The organism is Xanthomonas sp. CFBP 8445, assembly GCF_025666235.1.
Classification (GTDB): Bacteria; Pseudomonadota; Gammaproteobacteria; order Xanthomonadales; family Xanthomonadaceae; genus Xanthomonas_A; species Xanthomonas_A indica.
Genome location: NZ_CP102594.1, coordinates 3,567,604 through 3,581,054, shown reverse-complemented (window position 1 = coordinate 3,581,054; position 13,451 = coordinate 3,567,604). Strand labels below are relative to the sequence as shown.

The 13,451-nt window shown below is 68.6% G+C and carries 13 protein-coding genes; 9 read left to right on the top strand and 4 right to left on the bottom strand.

The genetic code is table 11. The annotated features are described in order from the left end of the window. Positions 1 to 56: 56 nt before the first annotated feature. Together NUG21_RS15255 and NUG21_RS15250 are read left to right on the top strand one after the other, a co-directional pair. Positions 57 to 524 (top strand): Hsp20/alpha crystallin family protein, encoded by a 468-nt coding sequence (locus NUG21_RS15255; RefSeq protein ID WP_160946351.1) that lies wholly within the window; start codon positions 57 to 59, stop codon positions 522 to 524. A gap of 136 nt (positions 525 to 660) precedes the next feature. Next, a complete protein-coding gene (locus NUG21_RS15250) occupies positions 661 to 1,548 on the top strand; it encodes a DnaJ C-terminal domain-containing protein (protein WP_160946350.1) in 888 nt (295 codons plus the stop codon). 231 nt (positions 1,549 to 1,779) lie between these two features. Here NUG21_RS15250 and pilH read toward each other — a convergent pair whose 3' ends face one another. Continuing rightward, complete coding sequence (gene pilH, locus NUG21_RS15245; protein WP_010340114.1) at positions 1,780 to 2,157, bottom strand: twitching motility response regulator PilH; 378 nt, start codon at positions 2,155 to 2,157, stop codon at positions 1,780 to 1,782. Between the two features lie 82 nt (positions 2,158 to 2,239). Further along, positions 2,240 to 3,244, bottom strand: a complete 1,005-nt coding sequence (locus tag NUG21_RS15240; RefSeq protein WP_263391312.1) for an acrylyl-CoA reductase family protein — start codon at positions 3,242 to 3,244, stop codon at positions 2,240 to 2,242. Positions 3,245 to 3,386: 142 nt separating this feature from the next. Between NUG21_RS15240 and hflK the strand changes: the two genes are divergently transcribed. From hflK to NUG21_RS15205, 7 genes are all read left to right on the top strand, one after another. Further along, positions 3,387 to 4,541, top strand: coding sequence for an FtsH protease activity modulator HflK (gene hflK / locus NUG21_RS15235; RefSeq protein ID WP_263391311.1), 1,155 nt, complete (start codon positions 3,387 to 3,389; stop codon positions 4,539 to 4,541). Next, the gene (locus tag NUG21_RS15230) at positions 4,538 to 5,404 is read left to right on the top strand and encodes a protease modulator HflC (protein WP_160946347.1); all 867 of its coding nucleotides are present in this window, start codon (positions 4,538 to 4,540) and stop codon (positions 5,402 to 5,404) included. Before hflK ends, NUG21_RS15230 begins: the two co-directional genes overlap by 4 nt. Before the next feature lie 171 nt (positions 5,405 to 5,575). Further along, positions 5,576 to 5,761 carry a DUF2065 domain-containing protein gene (locus NUG21_RS15225; RefSeq protein ID WP_242156410.1) on the top strand — a complete coding sequence of 62 codons (186 nt, stop codon included), beginning with the start codon at positions 5,576 to 5,578 and terminating at the stop codon, positions 5,759 to 5,761. Positions 5,762 to 6,018: 257 nt separating this feature from the next. Continuing rightward, positions 6,019 to 7,311, top strand: coding sequence for an adenylosuccinate synthase (locus NUG21_RS15220; RefSeq protein ID WP_010340110.1), 1,293 nt, complete (start codon positions 6,019 to 6,021; stop codon positions 7,309 to 7,311). A gap of 307 nt (positions 7,312 to 7,618) precedes the next feature. After that, positions 7,619 to 8,854 carry a DUF1444 domain-containing protein gene (locus tag NUG21_RS15215; protein WP_263391310.1) on the top strand — a complete coding sequence of 412 codons (1,236 nt, stop codon included), beginning with the start codon at positions 7,619 to 7,621 and terminating at the stop codon, positions 8,852 to 8,854. 299 nt (positions 8,855 to 9,153) lie between these two features. Further along, a complete protein-coding gene (locus NUG21_RS15210; protein WP_263391309.1) occupies positions 9,154 to 11,382 on the top strand; it encodes a tetratricopeptide repeat-containing diguanylate cyclase in 2,229 nt (742 codons plus the stop codon). Positions 11,383 to 11,581: 199 nt separating this feature from the next. Beyond that, positions 11,582 to 11,791, top strand: coding sequence for a hypothetical protein (locus NUG21_RS15205; protein WP_263391308.1), 210 nt, complete (start codon positions 11,582 to 11,584; stop codon positions 11,789 to 11,791). Positions 11,792 to 11,936: 145 nt separating this feature from the next. Here the strand turns inward: NUG21_RS15205 and NUG21_RS15200 are convergent, their stop codons facing one another. Then, on the bottom strand, positions 11,937 to 12,929 hold the full coding sequence (locus NUG21_RS15200) for an XVIPCD domain-containing protein (RefSeq protein ID WP_263391307.1): 993 nt from the start codon (positions 12,927 to 12,929) through the stop codon (positions 11,937 to 11,939). A gap of 68 nt (positions 12,930 to 12,997) precedes the next feature. After that, positions 12,998 to 13,420: a hypothetical protein gene (locus NUG21_RS15195; RefSeq protein ID WP_263391306.1), complete on the bottom strand. Its 423-nt coding sequence runs from the start codon at positions 13,418 to 13,420 to the stop codon at positions 12,998 to 13,000. Between the last annotated feature and the right edge of the window lie 31 nt (positions 13,421 to 13,451).

Genomic DNA, 13,451 nt, shown 5'->3' with positions numbered 1-13,451 from the left:
GCCGCCGCGAACCGCCCCTCCGGGGGTGTACCTCATTCACGTTTCAGGAGACCACGATGAGCATCGTCCGTTATCGCCAGTGGCCGGCCCAGGCCGCATTCCAGAACGAGATCAAGCAGGTGTTCGACCGCTTCTTCGACCCCAACGGCGGCACCGACGAATCGGCCGTCGTCACCGCGCAGTGGGTGCCGCGCGTGGACATCAAGGAGGAGCCGGAGCGCTTCGTGCTGTACGCCGACCTGCCGGGCATCGATCCGTCGGAGATCGAGGTGTCGATGGACAAGGGCATCCTGTCGATCAAGGGCGAGCGCAAGAGCGAATCGGCCGCCGACAGCGAGCGCTTCTCGCGTATCGAACGCCGCTACGGCAGCTTCCACCGCCGCTTCGCGCTGCCCGACAGCGCCGATCCGGACGGCATTTCCGCCACCGGCTACCATGGCGTGCTGGAAGTGCGCATCCCCAAGCGTCCGGCGAGCACGCCGCGTCGCATCCAGGTCGATACCGGGGCCACGATCGTGCAGTAAGCGCCCGCCCGCAGCGGCGTCGCCCTCGCGACGCCGCGCCCTCGCCGCCGGCCGTAGAATGGCCGGGCGATGGCGCAGTGCATGCAACCGGCCCGTTGCCGCAAGGCGGCGGGCCGACTCTTTTTTGAGGTGATGGATGGAATTCAAGGATTACTACGCGACCCTGGGCGTGGAACCCAGCGCCGGCGATGCCGAGATCAAGACCGCGTACCGGCGGCTGGCGCGCAAGTACCATCCCGACGTCAGCAAGGAGCCTGGGGCCGAGGAAAAGTTCAAGGCCGTCAACGAGGCCTACGAGGCCTTGCGCGACCCGCCCAAGCGCGCCGCCTACGACCAGTTGCGCGCGCAGGGCTACCGCCCGGGCGAGGAGTTCCACGCGCCGCCCAACTACGGCGGCGCGCAGGGCTTCGATTTCGAGGAAGTGTTCGGCAACGGCGGCGCCGGCGGCGGCTTCAGCGATTTCTTCGAGAGCCTGTTCGCCCGCCAGCAGCGCGCCCGCCAGGGCGGCGCCGGCCCGGGTCCGGGGCCGGGCGCGCCGCGCGGCGATACCCGCGCCAAGCTGGCGGTGCCGCTGGAAGCGGTGTATGCCGGCGACAGCGTGCGCATCACCATCAACGGCAAGCAACTGGACGTGCGCGTGCCCAAGGGCGTGCGTCCCGGCCAGGTGATCCGGCTGAGCGGGCAGGGCAACGGCGGCAGCAACCTGCTGCTGGAGATCGAGTACGCCGCGCACCCGCAGTTCGAGGTGGACGGCCGCAACATCCTCTACACCCTGCAGGTGACGCCCTGGCAGGCGGCGCTGGGCACCAGCATCAGCGTGCCGACCCTGGGCGGGGCGGTGGAACTGAAGATCCCCCCGGAATCGGATGCCGGCCGCAAGCTGCGCCTGCGCGGCCGCGGCCTGCCGGGCACCCCGCCGGGCGACCAGATTGTCGAACTGGAAGTGCTGGCGCCCGCGCCGGAAACCGAAGCGCAGCGCAAGGCGTATCGCGGGTTGGCCAAGGCGTTTGGCGAAGCCGTATGAAGTGAGGCGGGATTGGGGAGTCGGGAGTGGGGAGTCGCAAGAGCGGTGTCCCCGCGCTGTCGCGTCGTAGGAGCGGCTTCAGCCGCGACAGGCGTTACCGGTAACGCCTGTCGCGGCTGAAGCCGCTCCTACAAGGCGCGCCGATTGCATGCGGCCTTACGCCGCGCACTCAAACGCTGCCCGTAAACCCGCCCTTACGAATCCCCACTCCCCAATCCCCAATCCCGGCTTCTACGGCGCATCCTCGCCGCTGAACACCCGCTCGATCACCTCGTACAACTCGTCCTCGGAGAACGGCTTGGTGATGTAGGCGCGGGCGCCCTGGCGCATGCCCCACATGCGGTCGGTGTCCTGGTCCTTGGTGGTGACCAGGATCACCGGGATGTTCTGCGTGGTCGGCTCGCGGCGCAGGGTGCGGGTGGCCTGGAAGCCGTTGAGGTTGGGCATCACCACGTCCATCAGCACTAGGTCCGGCAAGGCTGCCTTGGCCGCTTCCACGCCGGCGGCGCCGTCGGTGGCGGTGATCGTTTCGTGCCCCAGTTTTTCCACGATGCGCTGGATGCCCAGCAACTGCGACGGCGAATCGTCGACGATCAGAATGCGTGCCATGTGGTTCCCCCTAGGAGGCTCCGAGTGTAGTGGCAGCAACGCGAGGGCGGAAAGCGTTGCGTGTCACAAAGCGTCGGCGTGGCTACGCGCTCGGATCCAGCCGCACCACCGTGCGCCCGAACGACTGCCCGGCCAGCATCGTGGCGAACACCTCCGGCAGCCCGGCCAGGTCCACCTCGCGGGTGCAGATCGTGTCCAGGTGGCGCGGTTTCCAGTCGCTGCCCAGGTGCTGCCAGATGCGGTCGCGCAGGTCGCGGGCGGTGCCGGCCGAGCCGATGCCCAGCAGCGACACCCCGCGCAGGATGAAGGGCATCACCGTCATGTCCAGCTCCGCGGTCGCGGCCAGGCCGGCGCTGGCGACGTTGCCGTACGGCGCCGTCTGCGCCAGCAGGCTGGTCAGCATCGCCCCGCCCACGTTGTCCAGGCCGCCGCCGAAGCGCACCGAGTCCAGCGGCCGCGTGGTCTGCAGGGCCTCGCGGCCCAGCACCTGGGTGGCGCCCCAGGCCTTGAGCTGTGCGGCGCGGTCGGCCTTGCCGCTGACCGCATGCACCTCGAAGCCGGCGCGGCTGAAGATGTCGATCGCCAGCGAGCCGACCCCGCCGGTGGCGCCGGTCACGCACAGCGGGCCGTGCGCCGGGGTCTGGCGGTTGTCGAGCAGGCGCAGCAGCGCCAGCGCCGCGGTGAAGCCGGCGGTGCCCAGCACCATGCTCTCGCGCAGGCTCAGCCCGGCCGGCAGCGGCACCACCCACTTCGACTCCAGGCGCACGTACTCGCTGTAGCCGCCGTCGCGGGTCTCGCTGAGGCCGCAGCCGGTGACCAGCACCGCATCGCCTTCCTTGAACGCCGGGTCGCTGGAGGCCACCACCTGCCCGGCCACGTCGATGCCGCCGACCAGCGGGAAGCGGCGCAGGATCTTGCCCTGGCCGGTGCCGGCCAGCGCGTCCTTGAAGTTCACCGAGGACCAGGCGGCACGGATCACCACCTCGCCGTCGTTGAGCTGGTCCAGCGACAGCGGGGCGATGCCGGCGCGGTAGCCGCTGGTGTCCTGGTGGATGCGGAAGGCGGAGAACTGGGCGGGAACGGACATGGAACACCTTGGTCGGCACGCAGGAATGCACCAAGATACCCTTTCGAAACGGCGGGCCTGCCCCATCTTGTAGAATCGGCGACTCATTATCCGGTGACCGGCGCGTGACCGACGCGTCGCCACCTTCCTTCTTGGAGCATGCATGGCCTGGAACACACCTGGCGGCAAGGGCGGAGACGGCCCGGACAATCACGGGCGCGGTCCCTGGCCGCCGCGTGGCGGCAGTGGGGGAGGAAAGTGGGGCGGCTTGCCCGGTCCGTTGAAGGACCTGTTCGGCGACGGCGGCGGCATCGGCCGCTGGATCCTGGGCGCGGTGGTGCTGCTGCTGCTGCTGTTCAGCAGCTTCCAGCTGATCGGCGAGCAGCAGCGCGGCGTGGTGCTGCGCTTCGGCCAGTTCTCGCGGATCCTGCAGCCCGGCCCGAACTTCAAGCTGCCGTGGCCGATCGAGACCGTGCGCAAGGTCGATGCCACCCGCATCAAGACCTTCGACAGCCAGCTGCCGGTGCTGACCGGTGACGAGAACATCGTCAACGTCTCGCTCAACGTGCAGTACCGGGTCGAGGACCCGCGTACCTACGTGTTCGGCGCGCGTAACGCCGACCTGGTGCTGGAGCAGGCCGCGCAGAGCGCGGTGCGCGAACAGATCGGCCGTTCCGATCTCAACACGGTGCTCAACAACCGCGGCCCGATGGCGGTGGCCGCACGCGAGCGCCTGCAGGCTGCGCTGAAGGCCTATCACACCGGCCTGATCGTGACCGGCCTGACCCTGCCCGACGCACGTCCGCCGGAGGAAGTGAAGTCGGCCTTCGACGAGGTCAACGGTGCCCAGCAGGTCAAGGAGCGGCTGATCAACGAGGCCCAGGCCTACGCCGCCAAGGTGGTGCCGGAGGCGCGCGGCCAGGCGGCACGCACCCGCACCGTCGCCGAAGGCTACAAGGAAGCGGCGATCGCCCGCGCGCAGGGCGACGCCGAGCGCTTCACCCTGCTGCAGCAGCAGTACCAGAACGCGCCGGAGGTCACCCGCAAGCGGCTGTGGCTGGAGACCGTGCAGCAGGTGCTGGCGGAGAACCGCAAGGTCATCGGCGGCGACGGCCGCCAGCTGATCTACGTGCCGATGCCGGCCGAGGGCAAGGCGCCCGCCACGTCGACCCCGCCGACCTCGCCGACCACCGGCGGATCGCTGCCGACGGTGCCGCAGGAGGTGCTGATGCCGTCCTTGAACAGCAGTTCGGCCGAGAGTGTCCGCAACCCGGAGCGCACGCCGCGCCCGACCGGCCGTGAGGAGATCCAGCGATGAAACTGTCATTGTGGGCCGGCATTGCCGTGGTCGCGTTGTTCGCGCTGCTCAGCTCGGTGTTCGTGGTGCCCGAGGACAAGGCGGCGATGGTGCTGAACCTGGGCCGCGTGGTGCGCGCCGACCTCAAGCCGGGCCTGCACTTCAAGGTGCCGCTGGTCGAGTCGGTGCGCATGTTCGACCGCCGCTTCCAGGTGATCGACACCACCCCCGCGCGCTACTTCACCGCCGAACAGAAGGACGTCAGCGTCAGCTTCTTCGCCATCGGCTACATCTCCGACGTGCGCGCCTTCTACCGCGCCACCACTGGCGGCGATGAGAAGGTGGCCAACAGCCTGCTGGCGCCGATCATCACCGACTCGCTGCGCAACCAGATCAACTCGCGCACCCTGCAGCAGCTGGTGTCCGGCGACCGCAGCGAACTGATCGCCAAGCAGCTGGTGGCCATCAACGCGGCCAGCAAGACCCTGGGCATGCAGATCGTCGACCTGCGCATCAAGCAGATCGACCTGCCGACCGACAGCCAGGTGATCACCGACGTGTACGAGCGCATGCGCGCGCAGCGCAAGCAGGAAGCCGCCAAGCTGCGCGCCGAGGGCGAGGAGCAGGCGCTGACCATCCGTGCCCAGGCCGACCGCGAGAGCACCGTACTGGTCGCCGAGGCCGAGCGCGACGCGCAGAAGCTGCGCGGCGAAGGCGATGCCGAGGCCGCCAGCGTCTACGGCAAGGCCGGCTCCGCCGACCCGTCGTTCTACGCCTTCTACCGCAGCCTGGAGGCCTACCGCGGCGCCATGGCCGACGGCAACGGCGTGATCGTGCTCGACAAGAACGATCCGTTCCTTCAGTACCTCAAGAGCGATCGCTGAGGGGTGGGAGTGGGGAGTGGGGATTGGGGATTCGCAAGAGCGGGTTCCCGGTCGCCAGGCATCTGTAGGAGCGGCTTCAGCCGCGACCGGCATTCCCAGTAATGCGTGTCGCGGCTGAAGCCGCTCCTACTTCCATCCTCGGGCTGCGGCCCAGCGTCACCGGAGACCGCCATGCACGATCTCATCGCCGCGGTCTGTCTGATGGTGATCCTCGAAGGCCTGCTGCTGTTCGCCGCGCCGGAGGCATGGCGGCGGATGGTCCAGCAGATGTTGAGCATGCCGCCGCGGCAGTTGCGTGGGGCCGGCGCCATTGCCGTCGGCGTGGGCCTGCTGGCGCTGTGGTGGGTGCGCGGCTGAGCCAGGCGGGTTGCGATCGCCGGGCCTGAACGCAACCAGCCAGGGGGTGGTGACCGCCACCCAAAACCCGGATAATGCACAAAAGCCGGCCGGGCCCGCTCCACGCGAGCGTCTGGACCGGCTTTTTCCGTGTATGGGTCCGCCGCCGCCTGGACGCTCCCCGATGGAGCAACCGCACTGGCGGCAGTCGGTCCCCGCACGGCCACCACATCCGCGTGGCCCCGACGGTCGCGCAGCAAACCAGGAGTTACCCAGCCATGGGTCAGTCAGTTGTCGTGCTCGGCGCCCAGTGGGGCGATGAAGGCAAAGGCAAGATCGTCGATCTGCTCACCGAGGAAATCGGCGCCGTCGTGCGCTTCCAGGGCGGCCACAATGCCGGCCACACCCTCGTCATCAACGGCAAGAAGACCGTCCTGCACCTGATCCCGTCCGGCATCCTGCGCGCCGACGCGCTGTGCCTGATCGGCAATGGCGTGGTGATCTCCCCGGCCGCGCTGCGCAAGGAGATCGAGGAGCTGGAGACCTCCGGCGTGGAAGTACGTTCGCGCCTGAAGATCTCGCCGGCCGCGCCGCTGATCATGCCGTACCACATCGCCCTGGATCAGGCCCGCGAGAAGGCCGCCGGCGGCAAGGCCATCGGCACCACCGGCCGCGGCATCGGCCCGGCCTACGAAGACAAGGTGGCGCGCCGCGGCATCCGCGTCGCCGACCTGCATTACCCGCCGCAGCTGGAAGAGCTGCTGCGCACCGCGCTGGACTACCACAACTTCGTGCTGACCAAGTACCTGGGCGTGGAAGCGGTCGACTTCCAGAAGACCTTCGACGAAGCGCTGGCCTTCGGCGAGTACGTGCAGCCGATGAAGTCCGACGTCGCCGGCATCCTTCACGACCTGCGCAAGCAGGGCAAGCGCGTGCTGTTCGAAGGCGCGCAGGGTGCGCTGCTGGACATCGACCACGGCACCTATCCCTACGTCACCAGCTCCAACACCACCGTCGGCGGCGCGCTGGCCGGCACCGGCGTGGGCGCGCAGGACATCGACTACGTGCTGGGCATCGCCAAGGCCTACGCCACCCGCGTCGGCGGCGGCCCGTTCCCGACCGAACTGGACGACGAGATCGGCCAGGGCATCCGCGACCGTGGCGCCGAGTATGGCGCCTCCACCGGCCGCCCGCGCCGCTGCGGCTGGATGGACATCGTCGCGCTCAAGCGCGCGGTGGCCATCAACGGCATCTCCGGCCTGTGCATCACCAAGCTCGACGTGCTCGACGGCATGGAGAAGCTGAAGGTCTGCATCGCTTACGAATACCGTGGCAAGCGCACCGAATACGCGCCGCTGGACGCGCAGGGCTGGGAAGAGTGCACCCCCGTGTATCTCGAGTTCCCGGGCTGGAGCGAGAACACCCACGGCATCACCGTGTGGGACGAGTTGCCGCCCGCCGCCCGCGCCTACCTGCGCGCGCTGGAGGAGCTGGCCGGCTGCCCGATCTCGATCGTCTCCACCGGCCCGGACCGCGAGCACACCATGGTGCTGCAGGATCCGTTTGCCTGACGCAGGCGGCACGCGGCTCCTTCTCCCGTACGCGGGAGAAGGAGCCGCCGAGTCTCCAAAGAGCCCCGCGACAGCGGGGCTTTTTTATTTGCACGCACCGAGCTGCGTGAGGCATCGCGCCGGGAATGCGTGCGGGCGTGTGGACGGCTGATCGAACAGCGCGCGCGTGCCTGCTGGCGGCTTCGCGCTATCGGAGTTGCCGAGTTGCCTTCACGCAAGCGGCAGTCCATGTCCATCTGTGCGACAGCACAGTTGCGCTAGCATGCCGCGGCACCCGCATGCCGCCATTCGACAAGGACGACCGCCGATGTTCGCTGCACTGTTCGATACGCTGTTCAACCGCACGCCCAGCCCCGATGCCTTCGCCAGGATGTACACCGACGCCCTGCGCGCGCGCGGCTATCGCGAGGAGTTGGTCTATCAGCCCGACGCGTTCCGGCTGGTCGGCGGCAACGGCTACACCATCTATCTGCACAACGCCTATCAGGCCTACAAGACCGCGCCGCGCAAGGGCCGCGCCGAGGCATTGCGCGCCTATGTGACGTCATCGCTCAACGCACAGGAAGAGAGTGGCCGGGAAAAGACATTCGAAGAGGTGCGCGCGACGCTGATGCCGGTGATCCGCAATCGCGGCATGTTCGAGGAGCTGCGGCTGGAGCACGTGCTCGAGAAGGGTCTCGATGCGCCGTTCCCGTATGCGTGGCGCGACATTGCCGAGGATTGCGTCGAGCTGCTGGCGCTGGATCTGCCGGACACGATATCCACGCTGTTCCAGGGGCCGCGCGCGGCATGGGGGATCACCCTGGACGAAGGCCTGGCCATCGCCCGCGACAATCTGCGCGAGGCAACCGCCGACCATTTCGTCGAAGTCGCACCGGGCGTGTTCCGCGGCGCATGGCAGGACGCCTACGACACCAGTCGTGCCTTGCTGCCCGACGTGCTGTACCGCGTTCCGGTGGCGGGCAATCCGCTGTTCATGCTGCCGGCGCGCGATTGCCTGCTGGTGGTGGGGGATCGCGACGCGGCCGCCATCGGCGCGATGCTGGAACTGAGCGTGGAAGCGGCCGCGCACGGTCGCAGCGTGTCGGCGCTGGTGTTCACCTACGACGAAGCGCGCCGCATCGTGCCGTTCGCGCTGGCGTTGCCCGAGCAGCGCCAGCGCCAGGCGGACCTGCGCCGGCTGCTGGACGCGCCTGCCTATGCCGACCAGAAGGCGGCGCTGGACAAGCTGCACGACGCCACCGGCCAGGACATCTTCGTCGCATCGTTCAGCGTCTACCAGGAGCGCGACGACGGTGCACGGCAGTTTTCGCTCTGTACCTGGACCAAGGGCGTCGACACGTTGCTGCCCAGGGCCGACCGGATTGCCTTGATCGTCCCGCGCGACGACGCCGAGGGGGACGAGGTCGTCGTGGTGGCCTGGGACGAGGCGATTACTGCAGTCGGCGACCTGATGCAGCCGCAGCCGCCGCTGTATCCGCCGCGCTACCGCGTGCGGGCGTTTCCCGATGACGCACAGCTCCGGCAGCTGACGCCGCTGTGATGAGGGCGTCGGATCCGAGATATGTGGTGCGCGGCGTGCTCCCGACCCTCACCCCAACCTCTTTCCCGGTGGGAGAGGGGCTAGCTGCGGTCCGAACTGGTGTGCGCCCCTGCTGGCATAGCGTGCGCTACGTCGGTTCCAGCGCGGGATGGGACTCAAGAAATCGCCTTCGCGGCCGATAGCAGCGCACGGGTCGGCGTCGCTGCACATCGGCAGCGACACGCGGGGAACCAGATTGCGCCGGCAGTTGCCGTGCCCAGGGCTCCGGCGTGCGCCGCGGCATCTTGGGGGAGAAGGCAGTGCGCAGTCGCTTGGTTTGGCAGTCGCTCGGGGCGCTGCTGTGGTGGGGCGTGCTGGTGCCGTGCGCGGTGGCACAGACAGCGTCAGCGCCCGTATGCGCGCCGGCGCAGGCCTTGCCGGCCTGCGTGGAGGCCGTGCGCGCCGAAGACCCGGCGGCTGCGCTGCGCATGGGCTTGCCGGCGTGGGAGGCCGCGGCCGACAAGCAAGGTTTGATTCCCCTTGGCCTGGAACTGGTGGACGCGGCGTCCGCGGCGGGTCAGCCGGACACCGTGGTGTCCATCGGCTCGGCGTTGCTCACCCAGCCGTTGTCGCCGCAGCAGCGGCTGCGTTTGCTCAAAAAGCTCAATGGCGACATCTGGCGGCCCCGCGATGCTGCTCGCATCGCCCAGCTTGAGGGCGAGATGCGGCGCCTGGAAAAAGAACTGCCGGACGAACCAAAGATCGCTGAACTGTGGCGAATGCTCGCTGCTTCCTACTACCTGATGGGCGCGCAGGACGACGCCCTGCGCGTCGCCCGTATCGCCTTGTCGAAGGTGCGCACCCATCCCGACTTGGTGGAGTACAACGCCAACCAGATCATCTTCATCGTGTCCTCGCAGCAGGGCCGCATGCCCGATGCCATCGCCGCCGTGCTTGAAGTGGAGCGCGTGGGCAAGGCGCTGGGCAAACCGGACGACGCCGCCATGCTGCACAACGCCACCGGCGTGTTTGTGTATGCCCACGAGTGGGAAAAGGCGATCGAGTACGGCCAGCGTGCCCTGGCCGCCTACGACGCCAAGCCGCGCAAGGGACTGGCGCGCGCGGACGTACTCAACAACCTCGGCTCGGCCTACGAAGGCGCCAACGAACTGCCGCGTGCCGAGGCCATCTACCGGCAGGCGCTGGCGTCGGCGCGCGCCGACGACAAGGCGTCGGTGATCGGGCCGCTGAACAACCTCGCCAACGTGCTGCGTCGCCAGCGTCGCCCGCAGGAGGCGTTGCCGCTGTTGCGCGAAGCCGCCGCGGCGCTGGAGAACGTTGCGCGTGGTGGCGATCACGGCGACAACGGCGAAGCCGCCATCGTCTATTCCAACCTTGGCGTCGCCCTGGCGGACCTCGGCCAGCGCGAGGCCGCGGCCACCGCGTTCGAGCGCTCGCGGCAGTTGTTCGCGCACTCGGACAACGTGCCGCGGCGGCTGGAACTGTACCCACGCATGATCGACAACCTCGACGCGCTCGGCCGCGACCACGAGGCGCTGGTGCTGATGCGCGAATACAAGGCGGTCAACGACGACGCGGTGAACGTCGAATCCAAGACCCGCATCGCCGAGCTCGAATCGGCGGTGGACCTGGCGCGCAAGAAGAGCGAGCTGGCCGCGCTCGGCCGCACCCGCGCCGCCGAACAGGCCGCCTACGCGCAACTGCAGGCGCGCGAACAGCGCCAGCGCAGCGTGCTCTACGGCCTGTTGACCGCGCTGCTGGCGCTGGCCGGCTTCTTCCTGCTCAAGGTGCGTGAAGGCCGCGTGCGCCGGCGCATTAACGCCGAACTGGCGCGCAAGAACGACGAGATCCAGACCCAGCACCGCGAACTGGAACAACTCACCGCCACCATTCGCCGCCAGAGCGAAGAGGATGCGCTCACTGGTCTGCGCAACCGCCGCTACGTCACCGCCTGGCTGCAGGCGCGCGAGGCGGAAGCGACGCCCGAGCGCACCCAGGAACCGCTGCTGATCGCGCTGCTGGACATCGACCACTTCAAGCGCGTCAACGACCTGCACGGCCACGAAGGCGGCGATCACGCCCTGATGCACCTCGGCGACCTGCTGCGCGACTGCGCGCGCAGCTCGGACATCATCGCCCGCTGGGGCGGCGAGGAGTTCCTGTGGATCTGCCCTGGCGGCACCCTGGCCGACGCCCCGCGCCTGTTCCGCCGCCTGCGCGAGCGCCTGCAGGCCGACCCACTGGTGCGCCCGAACGGGCGCATCGCCCTCACCGTGTCGATGGGCGTCAGCCTGTTCCCCGCCCACCCCGGCGGCGACTGGCCGCTGAGCCTGCGCATCGCCGACGCGGCGCTGTACCGCGCCAAGCATGCCGGCCGCGATCGGTGGGTGGGGTTGACGCTGGAAGGTGTGGCGACTGACCTTGGTGCCGATGTGTCGCTGGATGCACTGGAGGTAGAAGGCCGGCTGCGGCAGAGCGGCGGTGGAGGTGACGGGGCGGTGTTTGTGGCAGGGCATGGAGTGGTGTGACAGCGCGATTCACGCGAGTGCAATGGCAGGCACTCGCTCCATTGGCTGTGCGCGTTTTGCCAGAGGCGGCGGGGCGCGAGCGCAGTGATTGCAGTAGTGCTCTGTGGCGGCACATGATCACTGCATCATCCTGACACCATCCAGCAGCCGTGTTCACGGCCCGCGCCGTAGCCTCGAAAGACACACGAGGAGAGGCGAGATGAACACGCGTGACGCTACGAACGGTAAGGGTGTCGACGATACGGCCAAGGTGCCCACGCCGAAGGACGGAGACTTGGGCCGCGAAGCGCCACAGCCCGATCCGCAGGCCGGGATTGCGCGTGAAGTGGGCGATCTTGAAGACGCGGACGCCGTGGACGATGACGGCGCTCTGCCTGGACGCGCTGGCGGCGGGTTGGCCGGGGGGTGAGTGAAACCAGCCCCGACGAGTGCCCTGCGACGCCAGCGTCGAGTGCAGCGAAGGCACTGTCTTGTACGGAAACGCTCCTCGCGTCGCCCGATGCGGTCGGTGACCGCCATGCATGTTGCTGGCGACCGCTTGCATGTTCTTAAAGCTAGAGCGCGTGCACCAGTGGCCGCGGCTGCGCGTCTTGCGTCTGCGCCGGTGACTCCACCTGTTGCGTCTGGGCCTGCGGCTCCGGCTGCTGCGCCTGCGCAATCGCATAGGACTGCTGCACCGGCGTCTGCGCCGCTTCCGCCGTGGACATATGCGCGCGCTGCTTGGCCGGATCGTTGGCTGCGCCCTGCACGATGAAGATGTTTTCGCCCGCGGCGGCGGTTGCGGTCTGCTGGCTGAGCGCGACCTGGTCGACGCTGCTGAAGTGGTGTTGCTTGGCCAGGGCGTACAGGCTTGCGCTGACGCGGTCGTTGTCGGCCGGGTTCAATTGGCCGGGGCCATTGAGCCCGTGGACCTTGTCGCGGATCTGCTGCAGCATCGTGTGATCGGGGTGGTCGGCGCGCGTGGGGTCGGCCGCGGGGGCTGGCGCGCGTTGTTGCTCCCGTTCGTCCGGTGCGTGGTAGCGCAGTTCCTCGGTGCGTTCCGGCGACAGCATGCGGTTGTCGATGCCCGGTTCGAGGCGTCCAGGGAAACCCTGCACGGGCACGTCCATCAGTTCGCCGAAGGTGCGGTAGGCGGAGTTGCTGTTGACCGTTTCGCCGAAGACCTTGAAGCCGTAGTTCGGATAGTCGCGGTCCTGTGCGTTGAGTTCCGGCACGGCGCGTACCGCGGTATTCCAGCGCTCCAGGATCTCGTGCTTGTCGCCGGTGGCCACCGTGCGTGACGGTTGGTCGTCGCGGATGTAGGTGGTGCTGTCGACCTTCGCGCCGATGGAGCGTGCATAGGCAGGATCGTGCGGGTAGTGCCAGGCGCGCAGCGCGTGCCGGGTGGCGTCGGTGCCGATGGGGATGGCCTGGCCGGTCTGGCGGTCGGTGGCCAGGCCGTGCAGTTCCGCCACGGCCTTGCCGTGTTCGTCGCGCAGCACCCAGAAGTCGTGGCCGGCGATGCCGACCACGCCGAGCGAGCGGGCTTCAATTGAGTAATTGGGCATGGTCGTGTCCTTCCTTGGTCGAGATGAATGAAGCGGGGATCAGAACCGCCGTGTTCCGTTCGGCGGACTCAGTGTGGTTGCGTGGCGACGCAGCGATCCAGTGCGGTCTTGAGATCCTGCATCGCCTGGTCGACACCCAGGTCGACGAAATAGGCGCCGGCGCCCTTGAGGGCGAGCTTGGCCTGGTTCGCGCCCGGTGGCCGCTCCAGGCGCAGGCGAAAACCGCTGCGGTTCGTTTCGGGGAAGTCGCCCGATTCCAGGATGCCCTGCGCCGGGTCTTCGCGAGTGACCTTGGGCCAGGAGCTGCTGGTCTCGGACAGGGTGGCGATGCTGGATTCGGTGCAGTCGAACAGGCGCTGGTTGGGCAGGTCGGCCGGGACGCGCAGCACCGCCGAGGCCATGGGCGTCTTGCGGGCGGCGGCGGGCATGCTGCATGCGCTAGCGACCAGCGCCAGGCCGGCGAATTGGGCAATGCGGTGCCATGGCGTCATGAGGACGTTCCTTGCGTGGGCGGTGGCGAGC